This window comes from Marinobacter sp. bablab_jr003, assembly GCF_016464245.1.
Taxonomy (GTDB): Bacteria; Pseudomonadota; Gammaproteobacteria; order Pseudomonadales; family Oleiphilaceae; genus Marinobacter; species Marinobacter vinifirmus.
Window position 1 is genome coordinate 14,409 of the sequence record NZ_JADARC010000124.1, and the last position, 24,347, is coordinate 38,755.

Consider the following 24,347-nt stretch of genomic DNA (forward strand, 5'->3'; position numbering starts at 1 on the left):
CTTCATGGCAACCGAGCTTACCAACACAACCCATGCCCGCTCCCCGTTCGGGCCACCGGCAAAATACCAGCAGGCGCGCCTGTTCCGGATCTACAACCACTACCGGGTAGTCATCAGCCTGCTGCTGGTTGCCCTGCTGTTTGTAGACCCGTTCACCGCAGACACCCGTTTCCGCTGGCTGGACTACTACCAGGCCGGGGTGGTTTCGTACCTGGCCCTGAATGGCTTTATCGCCCTGCTCCTGCTGGCCGGCTTCCAGCCTCGGCAGCGGCATATCACCCTGTCCATACTGGCAGACATCCTGGTGATGCACGGCTTGCTGCTGGCCAGTTCCGGCATTACCAACGGGCTGGCCAACCTGGTGATTGTCGCGGTTGCCGCCGGCAACATCCTGACCCCCACCCGCATGGGCACCTTCTACGCCGCACTGGCGGCCATCTGCTCGCTGGGCATCTCCGGCTGGGCGGTGATCACCATCAACGAAAGTGCCGACGACATTGTTCGGGCCGGTTCTTTGGGCATCCTGTATTTTGCCACGGCGGTGATTCTGCAGGGTATCTCCAAGCGAATGATCCGCAGCGAAGCACTGGCCAGCAGCCGGGCCAGGAGCATTGCCGAGCTGGAGCAGATCAACCAGCAAATTATCCAGCGCATGCGCACCGGCATCCTGGTACTGGACCGGCACGGGTACATTCGCCTGGCCAACGCGGCGGCCGAGGAACTGCTGTTCGGCGCTGCCAGCCACCAGGCGGGCGAATCCGGCCACCACCGGGAACTGCCCCCACCCCTGAAAAAGGGCCTGGAACTCTGGTTGAGTAACCCCGGCCGAAGCATCGAGCCCTTCCAGCCGTCAACCACCTCTCCGTTATTACAGGCCAGCCTGACCCAGCTGGACCAGGAGCAAGGCGACCTGATACTGGTGTTCATCGAAGACATGAGTAAGGTTACCCAGCAGGCCCAGCAAATGAAGCTGGCCTCACTGGGCCGCCTGACCGCCGGCATCGCCCATGAAATCCGCAACCCGCTGGGCGCCATCAGCCACGCCGCCCAGTTGATGGAAGAATCCCCCAACCTGGACAAGGGCGACCTGCAGATGCTGGACATCATCCGGCGCCATTCCCGGCGGGTGAACGGCATTATCGAGAACGTACTGGACTTGTCCCGCCGCCGGGCAGCAGATACCGAACTGGTGGATGTAGCCAGCTGGCTTGAAGAGTTCCGCCAGGACTTCCTGCAAACCCTGGACGACGACACCCCCGTAAAGATTGAACTCTTCTGCGACGCAGCCATACCCGCCGCCCGGTTCGATAAAAGCCAGGTTGAACAAGTGCTGGTAAACCTGTGTGACAACGGTTTGCGATACAGCAAACAGCACAGCGGCCAAAACAGGATACAATTAGCCGCAGGCACCAGTGCCGATGGCGAGCGGGCCTTTGTGGATGTTAAGGATTTCGGCCCCGGTATAGCGCCGGAACACCGTAACTCCGTGTTCGAGCCGTTTTTCACCACCGACAAAAGCGGCACCGGCCTTGGCCTGTACCTGGCCCGGGAATTGTGCGAAGCCAACCAGGCGCACCTGTCGCTGGTGGAGGATGGCGAACCCGGGTGCCGCTTCCGGATCACCTTCGCCCATCCGGGCCGGATGATCTGACCGCCGGGCTGCCAACGCACTGCCATTCATCAAAGAACTGAACACAGATAATGACAAAACAGACCGCGCTGATTGTAGACGACGAACCGGATATCCGGGACCTGCTGGAAATCACCCTCACCCGCATGGGCATAGAGGCCTACACCGCGCCCGACCTGGCCAGCGCCCGGAGTTTACTGGCCCGGCACCAGCCCAACCTGTGCCTGACCGACATGAACCTGCCCGACGGCAACGGCATAGAGCTGGTGCAGTGGATTCAGGAACACAGCCCCTGCACCCCGGTAGCGGTGATTACCGCTTACGGCAGCATGGACACTGCCATTGAATCGCTAAAAGCCGGTGCCTTTGATTTTGTCTCCAAACCGGTGGAGCTGCCCCGCCTGCGGGAACTGGTAAACAGCGCCCTGAAACTGTCCGAACCCAAACTGCAACCGGCCGAAGAGAACGACGAACCCGGCCTGCTGCTGGGCGAGTCCCCGCAAATCCGCAAACTACGCAACCAGACCCGCAAACTGGCCCGCAGCCAGGCACCGGTGTTTATCAGCGGCGAATCCGGCAGTGGTAAAGAACTGGTGGCACGGATGATCCACCTGCAGGGCCCGCGCGCCGACGGCCCGTTCATCGCCGTCAACTGCGGAGCCATACCGTCTGAACTGATGGAAAGCGAATTCTTCGGCCATAAGAAAGGCAGCTTCACCGGCGCCATCGACAACAAACCCGGCCTGTTCCGCAGCGCCGACGGCGGCACTTTGTTTCTGGACGAAGTGGCCGACTTGCCCTTGGCGATGCAGGTAAAGCTGCTGCGCGCCATTCAGGAAAAAGCCGTGCGACCAGTAGGTGATACCAAGGAACTGCCCGTGGACATACGCCTGTTGAGCGCCACCCATAAGAACCTGGCGGAACTGGTTCAGGACGGGAGCTTCCGGCAGGATCTGTTTTACCGGATTAACGTGATTGAGCTGGCCGTACCGCCACTGCGGGATCGTACGGATGATATCGAACTGCTGGCCAATCACATTCTTGAGCGTATTGCCCGGGAGTATGAGTGCGATGCGGCAAGCCTGACGCAAGATGCCGTGGATCGGCTGAAAGAACACGACTTCCCCGGCAACGTGCGGGAACTGGAGAACATTCTTGAGCGCGCTTTTACGCTGTGCGACGCAGATCGGATCAGCGCTTCTGACCTGCACCTGGGCGGCACCCTGGCAACGGAAGGGCAAACAAATGCCAGCGGCAACGCCATCTCAGAGGCGGGCCCGACCTTGGTGCCGGAAGGAGATATCGATCTGGAAGGTTATCTGGAGTCTATCGAGCGTCAGGCAATTGAAAAAGCACTGGAGGCCACTCGCTGGAACAAGACGGCGGCAGCGAAGAAGCTGGGGATCAGTTTTCGGGCATTGCGGTACAGGTTGAAGAAGTTGGGAATGGAGTAGTTTTTAGGTATATTTTTACAGAACAGCGGCGATATGCAGGATGCGATCGCTTTACAAGTACTGAGACATGGAAGTTTAAAAAATGCTTTTACACAAAAACCGTGGTTTTTCGCTTCTGGAATTAATGATTGTAGTGGTTATTGCCGCAATACTGGCAAATATCGCTCTCCCTTCATTTGCATCGTTCATAGACAATCAGGGGCGAAAAGGCGCATTGCATGACCTCATAGGCGTCTTTGCATTTGCGCGGCAACATTCCGTAATGAGCGGAGCAATTGTCACCGTCTGCCCACTTGACGCAGCTTTGACTTGTGGCAGGAACTGGAACGGCGATATCCACGCGTTTCTGGATCCTGACAATACGAGACAACTGCGCACCAGCGGGAACCTTCTCAGAACAATTTCACCAGGCGGGAACGGGCATATCGTTACCCGCTCACTGAATCGAAGCTACTTTCAGTTCAAACCCAACGGATTCATCCACAGTGACCTTGGCAACATTACCTGGTGCCCGGAATCAGGTGATACCAAAAAAGCAGGCCAGATTATCATCAGCAGAGGCGGCCGGGTAAGAATCGCCAGGGACACGGATAACGACGGTATCCCCGAGGATTCAAAGGGTCGCCCACTCCGCTGCTGACAGCACTACCAACAGCCGGTTCCCGATGTTGATGATTTGGCCCCGGTTTGAGTCAAACGTAACGTCCCACACGCATCTTTTGCCTGGTCCCCGGCCGGAACGGCTTGCACTGTATACGCATTTGCCGACACAGCACCGTTGAAACCGAAGTTGTAGAACGCTGTTCCGGTTCTCGGGGACTGGGTAAATGGCAATACCGGCTGATTTCCACCTTCAAGATACGAGAAGTCTGCCGAATACTGCCTTTCCATCCATTGCGCCAGTTCCATTAGCTCCGCCTGAGCTGTCGCTCTGCGGGTTTTACGGACGCTATCCTGATAGGATGGATAAGCGATGGCTGCAATGATGCCGATAATTGCGACGACAATCATCAGCTCGATCAACGTAAATCCCGCATCGCGACCAGGGCGACTGATACCTGTACTCAAGCTCAAAACGTATCCACTCCCTTCAGAATCAGGCGCCCGGTTCCACCTTCCCTGTCAGCAACAATATTCGACAGATGCTGCCCTTCTCTTAAAACCGCTATCGCGCCTCTTGCAGAAACCTCCTGCCCGTTAATGGCTACCGGGCCCTCCAGAAAGTACTCCCTGTCACCGATAACCACCCTCATATCTTCAGGGTAAACTCCATCAAGCATTGAGCTTGGGCGCTCCGCTTCCAGGCCGGAATCGCTAAAGCGTTGAACCTCACTGCCCGCACCTTCCTGTGCCGTGGAGCTCAAGCTCCAGGCACCCAGTGACACGCCCAGTATAATCGAAAGCAATGTTTTCATGCTGTTACCCTCTGTTGTCTGTTTGCAGGCAGTGCCAGGCCTCCACCACTACTCGTTGACCAGTTCGTTCCAGCCACGACGTCCGGCATTCGCTGTGGACCCGCTAAGAGGTGGAATCTCCATAACGTCTACCGGGTCTTTGTTGTTGCTGCCCGGAGTAAACCGGTAATTACCCAGAATGGTGGACTGGTTTGGCAGACCGACACTCTTGTAACCCGCAACTTTGGCTCCAAACTTCAGGAAAGCCTTTTTAGTGGGCGTCAGGCCATCGAGACCAAATGCCATCAGCCATCCATTACCACCACCCAGACAAGGGTTCTGATCCGGGATCATGGTATTAAGATACAGAAACTCGCCTCGGATCTGGGGGCTGACAACCGCTCTCTCGCCACTCGTAGGCAGGTCAACATACCAGCCTTGTGCCGCTGCAAAATCCATCACCTTACCAGTGGAATAGCGCACCTTCGCGGAGTTTGTACCGGATATATTTCCTTCACTGATACTGCGGGACTCCAGATTACTCGTTGTCAGGCCTGAATTCCCATGATCCCAAATACCATAGACGGACTGTTTGTCATTGGTAGTAACGTCATTGGACTCCAGATACTGACCAGTTCCAAAATAAACCATCAGGTTGGGCATATTCCCTACCCGTGTCATGGTTTTGTTTGCAGCAACAACCGGCGCTGCTGTAATCGCCTGGTTGGACTGCGTGGTGAACAGAGGTTTCGGCGAAGACGGCGTTGTACCTGTCTTATAGGTCGGTGCCCAGGTACCTTTGGTTTTATCCAGGCTGGCTACCCAGACATTACCATCCAGATCGCCCGCATATATCCGATCCACCAGATAATCACCGGTCGTATCCAGAGCCGTCAGTGGCGATAGCCCGCCGGGTTGAGGACCAGTTCCGGTTGCAGACTCGAACTCAACATAACGAACATCGCCAGAATCCCAGGTTCCGTCCATTCCGCCTTCGATATCAAGCATGAAAAAGCCTGTGCTCTTGGTTGCCGAGTTATATCCATTCGACACAAAAGCAGTCCACCGTTCATCAGCGCCCCATTTGGTCATGCCGATTATTGGTGCCTGGGTTACATAACCCATCTTAGCATCGTCGGTGCCCGCAAACTCCCAGAGTATAATTTTCTCTGCATTTGCTTCAGTGAACGCTGATGGGTCTGTTACATCCAGTGCAAAAATTCCCTTCGCGCCTGCGCGTCCGCCTCCAACAATGATGCTTCTCCAGGCCTCGTCTGAGGTCAAAGACCCATCCGTTTTCTTGCCTTTGGTGAAGATATCCTGCTGGCGAATTTCAAGATCCACATAGTACCGGTGCTGATACGCCGGGTCCGTGAGGAAGTGCAGCCCGGCATTACTCGCTGTCGAGTTGTAAACAAATCCGGGAATATAGGCGAGCACTTCATCACCGCCATTCACAGCTCCGTTGAAGCCGTGGAGCATGCCATCGTTTGACCCTGTGTATACAACAGGCGCGCGGGATTTTTTGTTTGTCGCAAAATCGGAGAAGCGCTTGGCATTAGTGCCAAAGGGTGCCTCGTCTGGCCATATTGCCCGTGGCTCGCCGACAAATTCCGGTGAGGAGTTAACGATTGAACCAAGGCGACTACCGCGCTTGCGCCAGCCGGCTGTTCCGTCAAGGGATGTGTCCCCCCGGATATAATCGAGCCGCTGTTCTGCAACCGTATCGCCTACACTACCGTACCGGAGGTCATTCTTCTGGGCATTTGACAGGTTCCCCCAGCGGAAGCCTTCGGCTCCATTGCCGTAGGTAATAATTACTCGGTCATCCGCAGACAGATCACGTTTGTCCAGAATGGAGCGTGCTGACCAGCCATCACCTTTTTTAACAGCTTCATTTATGTCTGGAACAATAGGGCTGTTGGTTCCACCCAGCTTTGCGGCTTTCAGATCACCCGTCCAGCCATTAGGGTCGAACTGGGATGCGAAGATCAGCGCACCTTGCTGGAAAGAGGAAACGTCGAACTCAACCGCTGTTGATGAGCCTGCTTCAGCAATAATGTCATTCACGGTTCCAGTGAGATCGTCAGCAAATGTTTTCGGATCTGACGCACTAAAGAACCCGCCTCTGCCGTTGACAGCAGCATGGAGCATGTCATTTACTTTGTTTTGTTTGGAAGTCCCGCCCCACCAATTTATATAGGTGCCGTCCTCAAGGGCTTTAAAGGCTGCAACAGGACCAACCGAGCCTTCCACACCAAGGCCCACAGTATAAGTCACCATATGCTGCCAAAATGCGGGATTCTTCTGAGAATTGGGAACATAATTAGGCATGTCAGAATCTGTCCGCAAGTCACGCTTCCAGTAATGCATGGCAACATCAGCAAGGGTTTTGTCGTTTACTCCGTCCTTGAACGGATTGCTTGCGACATACTTGTATGAATCTCCCCTGTTATTGGTAATTGTGGCCCCGTCTTTATCGTCTGCTTTTTTAACCGCATCTGCTGGATCGCTACCGTTGTAATACCCGTCTGACATAAGAATTGTATAGGCTTGCCGACATTCTCTGACAGGGTTAGTGTTGCTTACACTAGCATCAGGGTTGTCTGCCCATGCACGCCTGCTACCTTCGTAATAGTCACCCGCGCCCTCAAGGGCTTGCCTCAGTGGTGTCCCCCCGCTTCCGGAGCGATTGTAAAGCCAGTTATAAAACTTGGCTTTATGAACCGTACTCGCGTTATCCGAATGAACGAAATCATAAGGCCTGACACCTTCTACAATGGCTCTCACACTGGCACCATCAACGGTGGATGATCCCTTGTTTATCCGGCCCCAGCCAAGCCTGAAATTATCAGGCAAATTCTTGAATGCCTCACCAATGCCGGCCTTGGCCGCCATCATTCGGGTGCGATAATAAGAAAACCAGTTGGCAAAATTCTGTTTCTGAGCATCCGGGATCGGCTGCACCAGGGAATAACAACTGCTCGAAAATTGGCTTGTGCAGTTGCTTGATTGCTGATAATAAAATGCTGCACCAGCCTTGCCGTACGGGCTTATTGTGAAGTCGTCATAGTATCTACCATCATAATACCCGTAGTACCAACTGTACTGGTCTATAATCGCACGATACTCACTTGACAGATCGATCTTCTCCGACGAAGTGTCATATCCATCATAAGGCGCTTTCTTGAACGGCACATCCCCTGCAGTCCCGGCTGGTGCCGCATAGGTTATGTTCGGGTTGAAATACACTTTGTTTACATCACTCGATGCAAGATAGGCCCGGCTGCCAATATTTGTGGCGCAGAAACGCCGGTTTTCCCAAACGAAGGTGCCCCCCTTGCATTCACCGATGTAACCATTGGAGTCCGCAAATTCATCGGATAACTCATCCGGCATGAAGGCGTACTCCATAGAACCGGAATCATCAAGAATAAACATAAGGTTCGGTGCCACCGCACTCCCGATAAACAAGGGCTCTTGTGCAAAATCCGGCCTGGCGGAGTAACCCGCCGTGGGCAGAACCAGCAAAATAGCAGCTAGCATAGCTTTCAGGTTAAGCGTGTTCATGGATTGCCTCCTGCCAGCCCACCGGGCTGAAATACATAAAAACCCTCAAGTAAGCGCCTGCTGGAGCCAGATGGCCCCTCTGCCCTTACAAGAATGCGTGCATAATCGAATTCCGCTGGGCCGGCGCTGCCATATTGGCTGAAATCACGGGGCAACTGACCCTGGGAGTCCACAACAACCTTGCCTTTATACTCGAATAAAAACTGCGGGGTGACGCCATTTACAGCCGTACCGTCAATCGCGTTGTTGGGGTCGGCAGGGTCCGGGGACCAGGTCGCCTTGGTGAAGGGCGATGGAACTGTAGTGCTGGAAAGCGTGCCATCATAAAAGCCGGTAGTTGAGCCAAAATCTGACAAGTCGCTCAGGTTATCCAGAGTCGACTCCGCTTCGCGCATGGCGGTTTCTGCAATCTCCAGTGCAAGCATGCCATCTCTCTGGGCTGTCGACATTCGCTCCTGCATGGTACTGCCCTGCATCCCCGAAACAGCGAGAAGCGTCAGTACCAGCAAAATAACCAGGGACAGCAACAATGCTGCACCCTTCTGTTTAATCATCGCTTGCATATCAATGCCACCTCACTAGAACGGATTTCTCAGCGCGTTGGTAAACGTATATACCCTGTACATCCGCCGGTCCGCTGCTGTTGTCAGTAGGCCAGCATTAGCAACACAGTCTTGCCAGCCCGGGAAACAATAGGTTTGCGCACTTTCCATAATGTTGTTGCTCGGTGCCGCAACGAGCAGGCTCACCTCCACCGCAATCACGTTATTCCAGTTGGTGACCGCGGCAGCAGAGCGCCAGTTCTGCACGCCTGTTGCTGCGGTACCTTCTCCAAATCGCAGCCGCATATCTTCAACACCCGCGACCAGCTCAACATTTACTCCATCGGCGCGCCTCATAAACAGTGAACGGCCGCCACCAGCAGCATTGCCAATGAAATAGGCCTCACTATAGGGCCGGAATATCTCCGTGCCGCTCTTGTAGTCCGCACTCAGGCAAAGGTTCGCTGTGGTGCATCCCGGCGGTGCGTTAGCAGTCAGATCGTTGCCCGGAGCGCCGGACTTGGAGACCCCGGCATCATTATTTGCGGTTACCTGTATGTTGCCACCCGCGTTGGTTGGGGCTGTAATCTGAAAAACATCACCAAACTCGCAATTCGATATATAAACCAGGTCCCGTGCTGACAGATTCCCCGCATCGGTCAGCAAGATACTGCTGGTCGCTGTGATATCGGCATCCAGCTTGACGATCGCCCCGGGGCGACTCACGCCAGTAACGTTGAAAAAGTCCGTGTTGGCAAGAGCCGAGCCGGGCCTTTCAGCTGCGGCTGCAGACACGCCCAGATTGGCAAAACCGTGCCGTGTGGCTAAATATTCCTGATCTGAGCTGTCAAGGTTGTTGGTGATACCATTTATAGGGTAACAACCAAAAAAACCGGCATTGCGTATAGCACGCGACAGGATGTCCACGGCAATCCGCCCGGACTCAAGCGCGCGGGCCGAAGCTTCATTATGGCGAAATGACTGGCTGTTCGATGTAAAGACTTGAATCAGCCCGACAGTCAACAAAGCACCGAGTAGTAATGCGATCATCAGCTCAACGAGCGATAATCCTGCCTGTGAACCGGAGCTGACTGGAGTAGGGTCTATGCGCTTCATTTACAGTCTCGCATCCATGGTTAGTGTTTGGGTGGATACTCCAGCAAACGGATCCCGCTCTGTCCATGTCACTTCAACTTCAGCAGTTGAGCCATTCATGGTCACCTTGAGATCAGCGCCTGCTCCCAGGTTTGCCAGCATCTGCTTTTTCAGCACCGTCAGCTCGGCGGTTGTCAACGCGGTATTACCGTTTGCGCGCAACCTTTCAGCAACTGTCTGGGCATACATGCTTGCCTCGGAACGAAGCGTTGAATTAGCTGTTTGCTGCATGGAAACCAACTGAACACCGGCAACTCCCAGAAGGCCAATGGCGAGAATGAGAACGGCCACAAGAACCTCTATCATGGTGAAACCACGTTGAGGTTTTCCGGACAAAAAGGGTTTGATCATCGATACGACCTCATTTATGGGCAAGTGATCCCGATAGACCTGATCTGGCCGCCCGCTGTCAGTGTAATCCGGGTTCCGTCCTCACCGGACGCCCTGCAGACGTCGAAGCTGGAGCCACCACTCAATAACAGGCCCGTCGCACTGAATCTGGGATTATTGCCGGTCAGAGCAATCGTATAGGGCCCGGAAGCCCCACCAAACTCACTAATGACAGCCCCGCCCCCGGCAGTAATCTGGTAGCCATCCGTAAATGTGGCGTTTGGCACCACGGATACCGGCGCACTAATCCGCACGGCTTCGGCCCGTGCCATATTCAACGCACCCACCAGATCATTATTGGTTGTCGTTAGCTGGTTGCGCTGTATCAGTCCGGAAAAACTGGGTACTGCAATAACTGCTACAACTCCGAGCACAGCTATAAGCACGAGAAGCTCTACCAGCGTGAAACCGTTTCTGAACTTGCCAGACATAGAATCATCATCCTGTTCATTTATTCAGAGGATAGCCAGCCTGCCACAATCATTTCATTGCAGAAGGACAAACGGACATTCGGAAGGGATAAACGGTAGCGAGGCGCCCGAAACAAGACCTGGATCACAAAACAGGCGCACCCTTTTTGAAACGACTTCTAGAGAGGCGGTCTGATAACCGGATCAGGAAACATTCACCGCATCAATCCGCAGCTCTTTTGGCATGGAAAACACAATACTCTCCTCCCTGCCTGCCACTTCCTGCGGTTCTTCCCCACCCAGCTCCTTCAGGCGATTGATCACCTCGGCCACCAGCACTTCCGGGGCGGAAGCACCGGCCGTTACGCCTACGGCTTTTTTACCCGCCAGCCATTCAGGCTCTATCTGGTCGGCTTCGTCGATCAGGTAGGCGGGGGTGCCCATGCGTTCGGCCAGCTCCCGCAGGCGGTTGGAGTTGGAGCTGTTGGGGGAACCGACAACCAGCATCAGGTCGCAGTCGCCGGCCAGTTGTTTTACGGCATCCTGACGGTTCTGGGTGGCGTAGCAGATGTCGTCTTTGCGGGGGCCTTCGATTTGCGGGAACCTGGCGCGCAGGGCGTCGATTACCCGGGCGGTGTCGTCCATAGACAGCGTGGTCTGGGTAACGAAGGACAGCCGGCTGGGGTCTTTTACGTCCAGCTTTTGTACGTCGGCTTCGTCTTCCACCAGGTAGATGTCGCCGCCGTTGCTGTGGTCGTACTGACCCATGGTGCCTTCCACTTCCGGGTGGCCATGGTGGCCAATGAGAATGCATTCGCGGCCGTCGCGGCTGTAGCGCATCACTTCCATATGCACCTTGGTGACCAGCGGGCAGGTGGCGTCGAACACTTTCAGGCCGCGGCGGGCGGCTTCGTTCTGTACCGCCTGGGATACGCCGTGGGCACTGAAGATCACCAGTTTGTCATCCGGCACTTCGTCCAACTCGTCCACAAAGATGGCGCCGCGCTCCCGCAGGTTGCTCACCACGAACTTGTTGTGGACCACTTCGTGGCGCACGTAGATGGGTGCACCGAACACGTCCAGCGCGCGGTTTACGATTTCTATGGCGCGGTCTACGCCGGCACAGAAGCCACGGGGGTTAGCGAGTCGGATTTGCATAGTCAGTGTGTCGGCCCTGCTGGTTCAACGTCGATAATCTGCACTTCAAACTGCAGTGTATGCCCTGCCAGCGGGTGATTAAAGTCCACATCCACCTGGTCACCTTCCACCCGTTTGACCACCCCGGGCAGTTCCTGCTGGCGGGCGTCGGCGAAGGAGACCACTACGCCGGGCTCCAGCACCATGTCGGCACTGAATTCGTGGCGCTTGAAGGTCTGCACGTTACTGGGGTTGTGCTGGCCGAAGGCTTTTTCCGGCGGTACTTCAAAGGTTTTGTGGTCACCGGCTTTCAGGCCCACCAGGTAGGCTTCAAAGTTCTCCGGCAGGTTTTCGTCGCCGATTTCCAGGGTGGCCGGTTCTTTGTCGAAGGTGGTGTCCACGGTTTCGCCGTCTTCAAACTTGAGGGCGAAGTGCAGTTTTACGCGGGTTCCCTTGTCGATGGGCAGTTCTTTCATGGCAATCAGTTGCTCCTGTCGGCATCGCCGCTGTCGTCAGCGGGTTTGCGGAATGCGTCGATGATCATCATGGCAGCGCCGATGGTGATGGCGGTGTCGGCCAGGTTGAAGGCCGGGAAGTGCCAGTCCTGCCAGTAGAAATGCAGGAAGTCCACCACGTAGCCATGCACCACCCGGTCGTACACGTTGCCGATGGCGCCACCGAGGATCAATACGATGGCGATGGCGGTCCAGGTTTCATGGGCTTTGAGTTTTCTCAGCCAGCCTGTCAGCACCACGCTGACCACAACAGCCAGGGTCACGAAGAACCAGCGCTGCCAGCCGGCGGCGTCCGCCAGGAAGCTGAACGCGGCGCCGGTGTTGTGCAGCAGGGTCAGGTTGAAGCTGGGCAGCACCGGTACCGGGTTACCGTAGGTGAGCATGGCGGTGGCCATGGCCTTGGTACCCAGATCGATGGCGACCACCAGTACTGCCAGCCACAACCACTTCAGTTTGCTGCCTGCCCTGCCCTCAGTCATTACCGCGTCCATCAGGCGTAGGCGCGGGTTTCGCCCGGGCCTTCCACGTTGGTGACGCAGCGGCCGCACAGGTCGCTGTACTGCTCGTTCTGGCCCACGTCTTCACGGTGATGCCAGCAGCGCTCGCACTTGGCGTGGGAAGCCGGGGTTACTTTCACCAGCAGGCCTTCCACGTTGGTTTGCTCCACGCCGGCCGCCTCGCTCACCGGCTTTACGGTGGCTTCGGAGGTGATCAGCACAAAGCGCAGCTCTTCACCCAGGTGGTTCAGGCGCTCGGCCAGGCTACCTTCGCAGTACAGGGTCACTTCCGCACTCAAAGAGCCTTTGATCTCGCCGCGGGCACGGGCTTCTTCCAGGCACTTGTTAACCGCTTCTTTCACGGCGTAGATTTCACGCCAGTAGTCGCGGCCCAGCTCGAAGTCTTCCGGCAGCGCCGTCAGGCCTTCGTACCAGGTTTCGTAGAACACGGTGTCGCCACGCTTGCCCGGCAGGTGTTGCCAGATTTCATCGGCGGTGAAGCTCAGGATCGGTGCAATCCAGCGCACCAGGGCTTCGGCAACATGGTACAGGGCGGTCTGGCAGGAACGCCGCGCCAGGCTGTCGGCCTGGGTGGTGTACTGGCGATCCTTGATGATGTCCAGGTAGAAGCCACCCAGGGTGGCTTCGCAGAAGTTGTACACCTTCTGGTAAATCCGCAGGAAGGCATAATTGCCGTAATCTTCGTGCAGCTCGTTCTGCAGCTGCAGGGCACGGTCGACCATCCAGCGGTCCAGGGCAATCATGTCTTCCGGCGCTACCATGTGCTGTTCCGGATCAAACCCGGTCAGGTTGCTCAGCAGGAAGCGGGCGGTGTTACGGATGCGACGGTAGCCGTCTGCCGTCTGGCGCAGGATGTCCTTGGAGACGGTCATCTCGCCGCTGTAGTCGGTGGCGGATACCCACAAGCGCAGGATGTCGGCACCCAGTTCGTTCATCACTTCCTGGGGGGCGATCACGTTGCCCATGGACTTGGACATCTTGTGGCCCTTGCCGTCCACGGTGAAGCCGTGGGTCAGTACCTGCTTGTACGGGGCCACGCCGTTCATGGCGATGGAGGTTTTCAGGGACGACTGGAACCAGCCACGGTGCTGGTCAGAGCCTTCCAGGTACATGTCGGCCGGGAACTGGCCCAGCTCCTCACGTACCCGCAATACAGAATCATGGGTTACACCCGAGTCGAACCATACGTCCAGGGTATCCAGGACTTTTTCGTACTGGTCGGCGTCTGCGCCCAGCAAGTCGTTCTGGTCGATGTCGTACCAGGCGTCGATGCCGCCGGTTTCCACCGCCTCGGCCACTTTCTCGATCAGCGCCTGGGTGTTCGGGTGCAGCTCCTGGGTTTCCTTGTGGATAAACAGGGTGATCGGCACACCCCAGGTGCGCTGACGGGAGATACACCAGTCCGGGCTCTGCTCGAACATGGCTTCAATACGGTTCTGGCCCCAGGCCGGTACCCAGCGGATGCCCTTGATGGCTTCCAGGGCGTCGGCGCGCAGGTTGAGCTTGTCCATGCTGATGAACCACTGAGGGGTGGCCCGGTAGATCAGCGGGGTCTTGGTACGCCAGCAGTGCGGGTAGCTGTGGCGGAATTTCTCGGAGCGCACCAGTTTGCCTTCACGCTCCAGGGCGGCACAAACCGGCTCGTCGGCCTTGTATACGTGTACACCGGCAAATTCGCCGGCCGCTTCGGTGTAGGTGCCGTCGGCTTTTACCAGGTTGATGGTTCCAATGCCGTAGGCCTTGCCTACTTCAAAGTCTTCCATACCGTGGTCCGGCGCGGTGTGTACCGCACCGGTACCGGCGTCCAGGGAGACGTGGTCGCCCAACAGCACCGGCACCTGCTTGTCGTACACCGGGTGGTGCAGCAGCTGGTTTTCCAGGGCAGAACCGGCCACGTTGGCCAGCACCTTGTAGTCTTCCACGCCCCAGCGAGACATGATGCCCTGCACCATGTCGGTGGCCAGGATCATGCGCTCGGCGCCGTGGCCCACATCTACCTGTACCAGTGCGTATTCGATATCGGCACCGATAGACACCGCCTGGTTGGCGGGGATGGTCCAGGGGGTGGTGGTCCAGATTACCAGGGAGACATCGCCCTCACCTTCGCTGGTTCCGAAGGTTTTCAGCACGGCGTCCTGGTCGACGGCGGTGAAACGCACGTCGATCTGGGTAGAGGTTTTGTCCTGGTATTCAACTTCGGCTTCTGCCAGTGCGGACTGACCAACCACACTCCAGTAAACCGGCTTGAATCCACGCACCAGGTGGCCCTTGGCCACGATCTTGCCCAACGCCCGCACGATGCCCGCTTCTACTTTCGGGTCCATAGTCAGGTAGGGCTTGTCCCACTCACCCATCACGCCCAGGCGGATAAAGTCGGCTTTCTGGCCTTCGATCTGCTTGGTGGCGTAATCACGACAGGCCTGGCGGAAGGTTTTGTAGTCCACCTTCACACCGGCTTTGCCGATTTCCTGCTCTACCTTGTGCTCGATCGGCAGGCCGTGGCAATCCCAGCCGGGCACGTAGGGTGCGTCAAAGCCCATAAAGCTGCGGGATTTCACGATCATGTCTTTCAGGATCTTGTTGACCGCATGCCCGATGTGAATGCTGCCGTTGGCGTAGGGAGGGCCATCGTGCAGGATGAACTTTTCCCGGCCTTCGCGCTGCTTGCGCAGGTTGCCGTATACGTTCAGGTCCTGCCAGTGCTTGAGCATGTCCGGCTCGCGCTTGGCCAGGTTACCGCGCATGGGAAACGCGGTTTCCGGCAGATTCAGGGTATGCTTGTAGTCGCTCATGTCTTTGTGCGTACTCTTGGTTGGTCAGTTGAATCAGGTTTCCGGCGTGGCGGGGTTATCCGCCAGCCAGGCCCGGGCGTTGTCAAAATCCCGGGCGATCTGTTGGCGGAGTTCGTCAACAGAGTCGAATTTCACTTCGTCCCGCAGGCCATGGCGGAACACGACTTCCAGGTGCTGGCCATAAAGTGTGCCAGCAAAGTCAAACAGGTGCACTTCCAGTGACGGCCGCTTGCCGTCGACCGTGGGGCGCAGGCCGATGTTGGCTACGCCGTCGCACCATTCGCCGGTTTCCAGCCGGGCCCGCACCACGTAAACGCCCCGCAGTGCCGGCATCTGGTTCAGCAAAATGTTGGCGGTGGGCGCGTTGAGTTGCCGGCCTAACTGGCGGCCATAAACAATGCGGCCATGGATGCGGTAAGGATGTCCCAGCAGGCGCTCGGCCTCTTCCAGGCCATTCACATTCAGGGCATTACGCACGCGGGTACTGCTGACACGCTCGCCATCAACGGTCACTGTACGGGTGTTCTCCACCGTAAAGCCCCGCTCCTGCCCCACGCTTTGCAGCAACTTGAAGTCGCCAGCCCGATCGCAACCGAAGCGGAAGTCGTCGCCCACCACCAGGTGGCGGACGCCCAGGCCGTTGATCAGCACATCTTCGATAAAGCCCATGCCGGAATAGCTGCGGAAGGTTTCATCGAAACGGATGCACAGCACCATGTCCACGCCTTCGGCCAGCAGGGCTTCGAACTTCTGGCGGAATGGCATCAGCCGGGGCGGTGCTTCCGCGCCTTCGAAGAATTCCCGGGGCTGCGGCTCGAAAATCATCACCACCGACGGCACGCCCAGCTGCGCAGCTTTCTGCTTGACCTGATCAATAATGGTTTTATGGCCCAGGTGCACGCCATCGAAGTTGCCGATGGTGGCCACGCAGCCGCTGGCCAGCGGGGAACCCGCTTGCCCGGACAGGCGCTTAAGATTGGTCAGGCCTCGAATCAGACGCATGTACTGCGAACCTTAACTTGCCAGCTGGCTTTTTGGCGCACCGGCCCGAGAGGCGATACGCTGGTGATAAAACGCGCGATTATACCCCATGCAGGGGTATGGTAGAAATCTTGCGGCGGCTTACTTCTGGCGGAATTGGCGAACCCGCACGCCCGCCAGCGCCAGCGCCACGAAATAGGCCCCAACTCCGGCTACCACCAGAATGCCCATATCGGTTGCCCGCTGCAGGCCGCTGGCCGCCAGCCAGTCGGCTACCGGCACATTCAGCCAGAGCACCACCGCGGCCAGGGCGGCATTGGCCACGGCCAGCTGCATCAGGAACTTCGGCCAGCCGGGCTGGCTTTTCCAGGCGCCTTCCTTACGCAGCCCACGCCAGAGCAGATAACCATTCAACCAGGCCGACATGGATGTAGCCAGCGCCAGCCCGGCATGGGCCAGGGGCACGATTAACGCCAGGTTGAAGGCCATATTCGCCACCATGGCAATAACACCGATCTTGACCGGGGTTTTGGTGTCTTCCCGGGAGAAAAAGCCCGGCGCCAGCACCTTGATCAGCATGAAGGCCAGCAAACCGGCGGAATAGGCCCGCAGACTCTGGGCGGACATCGCCACATCCCGGTCGGTCACTTCGCCGTAATGGAACAGGGTGGCAATCAACGGCTCCGCCAACAGCGCCAGCGCCACCGCCGCCGGAAGGCCGATCAGCAGAACGGCCCGCACGGCCCAGTCGAGGGTGGCGGCAAACTGGTCTTCCGAAGCCGCCGCGTGCTTGCGGGACAAGCTGGGCAGAATGACCGTGGCGATGGCAATACCGAATACACCCAGCGGCAGCTCAGACAACCGGTCTGAGTAATACAGCCAGGACACGCTGCCGGTTTGCAGGAACGACGCCAGCACCGTGTCCAGCAACAGGTTGATCTGGCTGACCGACACGCCGAACAACGCCGGAGCCATCAACTTGAGAATCCGGCTGACACCCTCGTGTTTGTAGTCCACCCGGGGCCTGGGCAGCAGGCCCAGGCGCATCAGGAACGGTAACTGGAAAAACAGCTGCAGGGCACCGGCGATGAAGACACCCCAGGCCAGTGCCATTACCGGCTCATCCATTACCGGAGTCAGGAAAATGGCGGCGGCGATCATGGCCAGGTTCAGCAACACCGGGGTAAACGCAGGTACCGCAAACCGGTCGTAACTGTTCAGAATGCCGCCGGCAAAGGCAGTCAGGGAAATCAGCAACAGGTACGGAAAGGTAATGCGCAGCATGTCGCTGGTCAGGGCGAATTTGACGTCATCATCCAGGAACCCCGGGGCAAACACCGCCGTCAGTACCGGCGCACCCAGCATGGCCACCAGCGTAACCGCCAGCAAGACCAGCCCGAGGGAGCCGGCCACTGCATCCACCAGGCGCTTTACTTCGGAAATATCCTGGCTTTCCCGGTAAGACGACAACACCGGTACAAAGGCCTGGGAAAACGCCCCTTCCGCGAACAGGCGGCGCAGGAAGTTAGGAATCTTGAACGCCACGAAGAAGGCATCGGCCCCGGCACCTGCCCCGAAATAGCGGGCAATCACCATATCCCGCACCAGCCCCAGCACCCGGGACAGCATGGTCATGATGCCGACCACGCCGGATGAGCGCAGTAATCCCGGCGCTTTCGGAGGTTCCTGAACGGGAGGCTGTTGTTCTGTTGGTTGGGGTTCCGAAGACATGGTTTGAGCGTCCAGAATACCGGCTTCGGGCCGGGGTGGCGTTTCGGTAATCCACAAGGCGGGGCTTGTTGCGGGCCCGGGCCCCGTGAGACGATGCGGGAGTGTACCACAGGCCTCCGGAGCAGAGGGATTACCGGAGGCTTCGGCCTTGACATTTCGGGCGTTCAGCGGCATAGTTCCGCGTCATTTATTTCGACGCGCTGGTTTTGGCGCGCCCGCGATCTAAACATATTCGATTTTTTAGCAACGAATTTCAGGAGTTTTACGGTGGCAAATTCCCCGCAAGCCAAAAAGCGCGCTCGTCAGAACGAGAAAAACCGCAAGCACAACGCCAGCCTGCGTTCCATGGCACGTACTTACATGAAGAAAGTAGACGCCCAGATCAAAGCTGGCGACTACGAAGGTGCCCAGGCAGCCCTGAAGCAGGCCCAGCCTGTTCTGGACAGCATGGTTAACAAAGGCATCTTCGCCAAGAACAAGGTTGCTCGTCATAAGAGCCGCCTGAACGCCAAGATCAAGGCCCTGAAAGCTGCCTGATCCTTGCGCTCATAAAAAAACCGGCTTCGTGCCGGTTTTTTTGTGCCTGAAATCCGGCTGAAGCGCCGGAAAAGCCTAGACCACCACCAGGTTATCCCGGTGAATCATTTCCTCATCGGAAATATAGCCCAGCACCTCTGCAATGCGATCACTTGAGCGACCGGCGATTGCCCGGGCCTCGTCGGCATCGTAGTTCACCAGCCCCCGGGCAATTTCTTTACCGCTCAGATCTGTGCAGGATACCATCTCGCCCCGGCGGAACTGGCCTGTGACCGCTTTGACACCTACCGGCAGCAGGCTTCTGCCGCCCTGACGCAGCACTTTTACCGCGCCGTCATCCAGGGTCAGCCTGCCCCGGGTTTGCAGGTGGCTGGCAATCCACTGTTTGCGGGCAGCCATTCTGCCCTGCTCCGGCAGCAACAGAGTGCCAATCACATCGCCCTGGCGCAGGCGGGCAATGGCGTGTTCGATGCGACCACCCACAATCACGGTAAAGGCACCGGAACGGGCCGCCAGCCGTGCTGCCCGAAGCTTGGTAAGCATGCCACCACGCCCAAGGGCACCGGCACCGCCGCCGGCCATGGCATCCAGGTCCCGGTCTTCGGCTTTGCGCTCGGTGACCAGTTCGGCGTCTTCGTGTTTGCGGGGGTCTTTATTGAACAGGCCCAGCTGGTCGGTCAGGATGATCAGGCCATCGGCCTCGATCAGGTTAGCCACCAGCGCGCCCAGGGTGTCGTTGTCACCGAAGCGGATTTCGTCGGTGACCACCGTGTCGTTTTCGTTCACGATCGGCACCACGCCGTAATCCAGCAGGGTGCGCAGGGTGCTGCGGCCGTTCAGGTAGCGTTTGCGGTCGGAAAGGTCGTCGTGGGTGAGCAAAATCTGGGCGGTGTGAATGTCGTGGCGCTTGAACTGGGCTTCCCAGGTTTGCACCAGGCCCATCTGGCCCACCGCCGCCGCAGCCTGCAATTCGTGCAGATGTTGGGGCCGGGTTTGCCAGCCCAGACGGCTCATGCCTTCAGCGACTGAACCGGAAGACACCACCACCACTTCGACACCTTCGCCGATCAGTTCGGCGATCTGGTCAACCCACAGCCCAAGGGCTGCCACATCCAGCCCTTTTCCGTCGTTGGTAAGCAAGGCACTGCCGATCTTGATAACCAGGCGACGGGCCTTTCGGAGCTGGAGGCGTTCACTCATGGTAGCGGTACTGTCTCTTCAGATTGTTACTCGGGGGCGTAGACCACTTCAACGTCGTAATCGTCGTCGTCAAAGTCGTCATCTTCATCGTCTTCACGGGCGGCGCGGCGGGCCTTGCGATCTGCCTCGATCTTGGCACGGGCCTCTTCATCCATCCGGCGACGGCGGGCCGCTTCCTGCTCGGCGAAGTCCGGGTTCTCGGCTTCGGCTTCCGCCTGCTCTTCAATCCAGCGCATGACAGCCTGGGCCAGCGGCTTGGTGCCCTCACCCGTCAACGAGGAAATCCAGAACACCGGGCCATCCCAGCCAAGCTCGTCCACAATGGCCTGGCAGTGCGCCTCGCGGTCTTCTTCCGGCACCATGTCCACTTTGTTCAGCACCAGCCAGCGCGGGCGGCTGGCCAGGGTTTCGCTGAACTTTTCCAGTTCGTGGGCGATAGCCTTTACCGCTTCAACCGGGGAGGAGCCGTCATAGGGCGCCACATCCACCAGGTGCAACAGCAAGCGGGTACGCACCAGGTGTTTCAGGAATCGGATACCCAGGCCGGCGCCTTCAGCGGCACCTTCAATCAGGCCCGGAATATCGGCAATCACAAAGCTCTGGTGCGCCTGCACACTGACCACACCCAGATTGGGAACCAGCGTGGTGAACGGATAATCCGCCACTTTCGGACGGGCCGCGGAAACAGAGCGGATAAAGGTGGACTTACCGGCATTGGGCAAACCCAGCAAACCAACATCCGCCAGCACTTTCAGCTCCAGACGCAGGTTACGCAATTCGCCTTCAGAGCCTTTGGAGGTCTGGCGCGGCGCGCGGTTAACCGATGACTTGAAGCGAGTATTGCCCAGGCCGTGAAAACCACCCTGTGCCACTTTCAGTCGCTGGCCTTCCTTGGTGAGGTCACCCAGAACTTCGTGGGTGTCCATATCCACCACGGTGGTACCAACCGGTACCGGCAACACCAGGTCTTCGCCCTTGGTGCCGGTGCAGTTGCGGCCGGAGCCGGGCTCGCCGTTCTGGGCCTTGTGTTTGCGCTGGAAGCGGTAATCGATCAGCGTGTTCAGGGCGCTGTCTGCTTCCAGATAGACGGAACCGCCATCCCCGCCGTCACCGCCGTCCGGGCCGCCTTTCGGCACGTATTTTTCCCGCCTGAAACTCAGGCAGCCATGGCCGCCCTTGCCGGCTTCAACAATGATGGTGGCTTCGTCTACAAATTTCATACGCCAATTGCCTTTGCATAAACTAAAAAGCCCCGCAGCCTCATGGAAGCTTTGCGGGGCTCCGGATTCACCTGAGGGCTGATCAGATCAGCATATCAGGCAAACCCATGGTTCGACAGAACCGGATCGCCGCTGCTTACGCAGCCGGAACGATGCTTACGAACTTGCGGTTCTGCGGGCCTTTGGTTTCGAACTTCACCTGACCTTCCGCTTTCGCGAACAGGGTGTGGTCCTTGCCAATGCCTACGTTACTACCAGCATGGAAACGGGTGCCACGCTGACGGATGATGATGCTGCCTGCAGTTACAGTCTCGCCGCCGTAGCGCTTGACACCAAGTCGTTTAGACTCGGAATCGCGACCGTTACGGGTACTACCTGCTGCCTTTTTATGAGCCATTACCAGCCTCCTTCATTAAGGGGTTATTCGAGGGCTTAGCCCTGGATACCCGTGATCTTTACTTCAGTAAACCACTGACGGTGGCCCTGACGCTTCATGTGGTGCTTACGACGACGGAACTTGATGATATTGATCTTGTCGTGACGACCGTGGCTAACCACTTCAGCGGTAACCTTGGCGCCTTCAACTACCGGAGCGCCAACTTTTACGTCGTCGCCGTTGGCAACCAGAAGAACACGATCGAACTCAACAGAGCCGCCGGTTTCAACTTCCAGCTTTTCCAGCTTCAGAGTTTCGCCTTCCTTTACACGGTGCTGCTTACCACCGCTAACAATAACTGCGTACATTCATAGTCTCCGCGATTGACCCATCCCTGCTCTTATCCACCTGGTTCTAAGGGAAGCGCTCTGGCGACCCTATTGCAGGGAGCGCAGGTTGGGATGAGTTGGGCGCGTGATTGTACGAAAAGCCGCCGGGCAATACAAGCCGGATTCCGGTTCAAGTTGACACTGTAGGCAGCAATACCTAGCATTGCCGCGACCTGCCCGAAAACTCAACGAAAACACCAGCAAGGGACGTTTCAGCCCGATGACAGCCCAGCGTATCCATGACACCGTGGCGGATGACTTCAGCCGCGTTAATGACCTGATTATCAAGCGGCTTGCCTCGGATGTCCCGATGGTGGAAAAAATCGCCCACTATATTATTGAGAGTGGCGGTAAGCGCCTGAGACCCTTACTGGTTTTGCTGTCCAGCCGGGCCGCGGGCTACGGCCAGGACGACCACCTGAAGCTGGCCGCGGTCATTGAATTCCTGCACACCGCCACCCTGCTGCACGACGACGTGGTAGACACCTCCGACATGCGCCGGGGCCGCAGCACCGCCAACGCCAAGTGGGGCAACGCGCCGAGCGTGCTGGTAGGTGATTTCCTGTATGCCCGGGCCTTCGAGATGATGGTGGAGCTGGAAAGCCTGCCGATCATGAATGTGTTGTCCCACGCCACGGCGGTGATTGCCGAGGGCGAGGTGATGCAGCTGATGAACGTGAAGAACCCGGACCTCACCGAAGACCAGTACATGGTGGTTATCCATAACAAGACCGCCATGCTGTTCGAAGCCTCTTCCCACACCGGCGCACTGCTGGCCGGAGCGAACCCGGAACAGGAAGCCGCCCTGAAAGACTACGGCAAGCACCTGGGCCTGGCATTCCAGCTGGTGGACGACGTACTGGATTACCTGGGCGATGCCGAAGCCATGGGCAAGAACGTGGGCGACGACCTGGCCGAAGGCAAGACCACCCTGCCGCTGATTTACGCCATGGCCAACGGCAGCGAGGAAGAACGCCAGCTGATTCGCCAGGCTATCCGCAAGGGTGGGCTGGACGATTTGCCGAAGGTTCTGGACATCGTGAAGGCCTCCGGTGCCATTGAATACACCATGGCCAAGGCAAAAGAGCAGGCGCAGATCGCGAAAGACCTGCTGGCCTGCCTGCCGGAGACCGAGCACCGGCAATCACTGGAGCTGCTGACCGAAGTGGCGGTGGCCCGGGTCAGCTGAGTTGCCAGACTTCCGCACGCAGGGCTGGTAGGGCTTTCCAAAACACGCTGTAAAGACCTCCCTGTCCCGCTCGAGCTCCGCCATCCCTGGCTCCGCACGGTTTTGGAAAGCCCTACCAGCCCCGCGCGCTTACTTCTCAGTAAGCTCAGTTCAAACCATCACGCCCATGCGGCGAACTAAAATCCAGCTCCGGCCCCACCGGCACAATCTGGGCGGGGTTGATGGTGCGCTGGCTCACGTAGTAGTGCTGCTTGATCTGGCGGATATCCACGGTCTCCGCCACGCCCGGCACCTGATACAGCTCCCGCAAATAACCGGACAGGTTCGGATAATCCCGGATCTGCTGGCGATTGCATTTGAAGTGGCTGTAATACACCGCATCAAACCGTATCAGCGTGGTGAACAAGCGCCAGTCGGCTTCGGTGATCTGGCTGCCAGTGACATAGCGCTGGCTCTCCAGTTTCGCTTCCAGCCAGTCCAGTGATTCAAACAGCGCCTTGTAGGCCTCTTCGTATTTGTCCTGGGCGGTGGCAAAACCGGCCTTGTATACGCCGTTGTTGACTGTGTCGTATACCCGCTCGTTTACTGCCTCGATTTCACTGCGCAGGCTTTCCGGGCACAGGTCCAGATCCGCGTTTACGCCTTCAAGCCCGTTAAAAGCTGAGTTGAACATGCGGATAATTTCCGCTGACTCGTTACTGACAATGGTTTCCCGCTGCTTGTCCCACAGTACCGGCACCGTCACCCGCCCCGAATAATCCGGCGCCGCCCGGGTGTATACCTGATGCATGAACTCTGAGTTGTACAGATGGTCCTGATGCTCCGCATCCCCGGGCCGGAACTCCCAGCCGTTCTCGACCATATCCGGGTGCACCACGGAGACACCAATGTGCGGCTCCAGGCCCTTGAGTTTGCGGAAGATCAAAGTCCGGTGCGCCCAGGGGCAGGCCATGGATACATACAGGTGGTAACGGCCGCTTTCCGCCGCGAAACCGCCCTCACCCGCAGGCCCGGCGGAGCCGTCTTCGGTTACCCAGTTACGAAAGCGGGCGGCTTCACGCTCGAACTTGCCGCCGGTTTTGTCGGTGTCGTACCACTGGTCGTGCCATTTGCCGTCTACTAGTAAGCCCATGTGGGACTCCCTGTTTTTGGCCACGGAATCCACGGAAGGACACGGAAAAACTACTGAACAGAAGAACTGATTTTTGCCACGGACA

Annotated in this window: 23 protein-coding genes; 5 read left to right on the forward strand and 18 right to left on the reverse strand. The window is 57.7% G+C overall.

Annotation, left to right across the window (positions count from 1 at the left end):
- Positions 1-4: 4 nt before the first annotated feature.
- From H3Z84_RS15335 to H3Z84_RS15345, 3 genes are all read left to right on the forward strand, one after another.
- The gene (locus tag H3Z84_RS15335) at positions 5-1,651 is read left to right on the forward strand and encodes a sensor histidine kinase (RefSeq protein ID WP_199458086.1); all 1,647 of its coding nucleotides are present in this window, start codon (positions 5-7) and stop codon (positions 1,649-1,651) included.
- 50 nt (positions 1,652-1,701) lie between these two features.
- The gene (locus H3Z84_RS15340) at positions 1,702-3,084 is read left to right on the forward strand and encodes a sigma-54-dependent transcriptional regulator (RefSeq protein WP_199458087.1); all 1,383 of its coding nucleotides are present in this window, start codon (positions 1,702-1,704) and stop codon (positions 3,082-3,084) included.
- Positions 3,085-3,166: 82 nt separating this feature from the next.
- Entirely contained in the window at positions 3,167-3,724 is a 558-nt protein-coding gene (locus tag H3Z84_RS15345) for a GspH/FimT family pseudopilin (RefSeq protein WP_199458088.1), read from the forward strand.
- 5 nt (positions 3,725-3,729) lie between these two features.
- On the opposite strand, the gene H3Z84_RS15350 is transcribed toward H3Z84_RS15345, so the two are convergent.
- The 13 genes from H3Z84_RS15350 to murJ form a co-directional block, all read right to left on the reverse strand.
- Positions 3,730-4,152, reverse strand: a complete 423-nt coding sequence (locus tag H3Z84_RS15350) for a type IV pilin protein (protein ID WP_206769022.1) — start codon at positions 4,150-4,152, stop codon at positions 3,730-3,732.
- A gap of 2 nt (positions 4,153-4,154) precedes the next feature.
- Positions 4,155-4,499 (reverse strand): hypothetical protein, encoded by a 345-nt coding sequence (locus H3Z84_RS15355; RefSeq protein WP_199458089.1) that lies wholly within the window; start codon positions 4,497-4,499, stop codon positions 4,155-4,157.
- A 48-nt stretch (positions 4,500-4,547) separates the two neighbouring features.
- A complete protein-coding gene (locus H3Z84_RS15360; protein WP_199458090.1) occupies positions 4,548-8,048 on the reverse strand; it encodes a pilus assembly protein in 3,501 nt (1,166 codons plus the stop codon).
- Positions 8,045-8,611, reverse strand: a complete 567-nt coding sequence (locus H3Z84_RS15365; protein WP_199458091.1) for a pilus assembly PilX family protein — start codon at positions 8,609-8,611, stop codon at positions 8,045-8,047. Before H3Z84_RS15365 ends, H3Z84_RS15360 begins: the two co-directional genes overlap by 4 nt.
- A gap of 15 nt (positions 8,612-8,626) precedes the next feature.
- Complete coding sequence (locus tag H3Z84_RS15370) at positions 8,627-9,706, reverse strand: PilW family protein (protein WP_199458092.1); 1,080 nt, start codon at positions 9,704-9,706, stop codon at positions 8,627-8,629.
- Entirely contained in the window at positions 9,707-10,096 is a 390-nt protein-coding gene (pilV, locus tag H3Z84_RS15375) for a type IV pilus modification protein PilV (protein WP_199458093.1), read from the reverse strand. It abuts the gene before it with no gap.
- A gap of 14 nt (positions 10,097-10,110) precedes the next feature.
- A complete protein-coding gene (locus H3Z84_RS15380; protein ID WP_199458112.1) occupies positions 10,111-10,566 on the reverse strand; it encodes a GspH/FimT family pseudopilin in 456 nt (151 codons plus the stop codon).
- Positions 10,567-10,749: 183 nt separating this feature from the next.
- Complete coding sequence (gene ispH / locus H3Z84_RS15385) at positions 10,750-11,703, reverse strand: 4-hydroxy-3-methylbut-2-enyl diphosphate reductase (RefSeq protein ID WP_199458094.1); 954 nt, start codon at positions 11,701-11,703, stop codon at positions 10,750-10,752.
- A gap of 2 nt (positions 11,704-11,705) precedes the next feature.
- Positions 11,706-12,158 carry an FKBP-type peptidyl-prolyl cis-trans isomerase gene (gene fkpB, locus H3Z84_RS15390; protein ID WP_058341551.1) on the reverse strand — a complete coding sequence of 151 codons (453 nt, stop codon included), beginning with the start codon at positions 12,156-12,158 and terminating at the stop codon, positions 11,706-11,708.
- A 5-nt stretch (positions 12,159-12,163) separates the two neighbouring features.
- A complete protein-coding gene (gene lspA, locus H3Z84_RS15395; protein ID WP_199458095.1) occupies positions 12,164-12,688 on the reverse strand; it encodes a signal peptidase II in 525 nt (174 codons plus the stop codon).
- On the reverse strand, positions 12,688-15,507 hold the full coding sequence (gene ileS, locus H3Z84_RS15400; protein ID WP_199458096.1) for an isoleucine--tRNA ligase: 2,820 nt from the start codon (positions 15,505-15,507) through the stop codon (positions 12,688-12,690). Before ileS ends, lspA begins: the two co-directional genes overlap by 1 nt.
- A gap of 33 nt (positions 15,508-15,540) precedes the next feature.
- Positions 15,541-16,509, reverse strand: a complete 969-nt coding sequence (gene ribF / locus H3Z84_RS15405; RefSeq protein ID WP_199458097.1) for a bifunctional riboflavin kinase/FAD synthetase — start codon at positions 16,507-16,509, stop codon at positions 15,541-15,543.
- A gap of 120 nt (positions 16,510-16,629) precedes the next feature.
- A complete protein-coding gene (gene murJ, locus H3Z84_RS15410) occupies positions 16,630-18,219 on the reverse strand; it encodes a murein biosynthesis integral membrane protein MurJ (protein WP_199458098.1) in 1,590 nt (529 codons plus the stop codon).
- Positions 18,220-18,486: 267 nt separating this feature from the next.
- On the opposite strand from murJ, the gene rpsT reads away from it, so the two are divergent.
- Positions 18,487-18,756 carry a 30S ribosomal protein S20 gene (gene rpsT, locus H3Z84_RS17135; protein ID WP_022987757.1) on the forward strand — a complete coding sequence of 90 codons (270 nt, stop codon included), beginning with the start codon at positions 18,487-18,489 and terminating at the stop codon, positions 18,754-18,756.
- 75 nt (positions 18,757-18,831) lie between these two features.
- Here rpsT and proB read toward each other — a convergent pair whose 3' ends face one another.
- The 4 genes from proB to rplU all read right to left on the reverse strand — a co-directional run bounded on the left by proB (position 18,832) and on the right by rplU (position 21,920).
- Positions 18,832-19,956, reverse strand: coding sequence for a glutamate 5-kinase (gene proB, locus H3Z84_RS15420; protein WP_199458099.1), 1,125 nt, complete (start codon positions 19,954-19,956; stop codon positions 18,832-18,834).
- A 26-nt stretch (positions 19,957-19,982) separates the two neighbouring features.
- On the reverse strand, positions 19,983-21,176 hold the full coding sequence (gene cgtA, locus H3Z84_RS15425; RefSeq protein WP_199458100.1) for an Obg family GTPase CgtA: 1,194 nt from the start codon (positions 21,174-21,176) through the stop codon (positions 19,983-19,985).
- 136 nt (positions 21,177-21,312) lie between these two features.
- On the reverse strand, positions 21,313-21,573 hold the full coding sequence (gene rpmA, locus H3Z84_RS15430; protein WP_022987754.1) for a 50S ribosomal protein L27: 261 nt from the start codon (positions 21,571-21,573) through the stop codon (positions 21,313-21,315).
- Positions 21,574-21,608: 35 nt separating this feature from the next.
- Complete coding sequence (gene rplU / locus H3Z84_RS15435) at positions 21,609-21,920, reverse strand: 50S ribosomal protein L21 (protein WP_094625716.1); 312 nt, start codon at positions 21,918-21,920, stop codon at positions 21,609-21,611.
- Positions 21,921-22,161: 241 nt separating this feature from the next.
- On the opposite strand from rplU, the gene ispB reads away from it, so the two are divergent.
- Complete coding sequence (gene ispB, locus H3Z84_RS15440; protein ID WP_199458101.1) at positions 22,162-23,130, forward strand: octaprenyl diphosphate synthase; 969 nt, start codon at positions 22,162-22,164, stop codon at positions 23,128-23,130.
- 145 nt (positions 23,131-23,275) lie between these two features.
- Here ispB and H3Z84_RS15445 read toward each other — a convergent pair whose 3' ends face one another.
- A complete protein-coding gene (locus H3Z84_RS15445) occupies positions 23,276-24,262 on the reverse strand; it encodes a glutathione S-transferase family protein (protein WP_199458102.1) in 987 nt (328 codons plus the stop codon).
- Between the last annotated feature and the right edge of the window lie 85 nt (positions 24,263-24,347).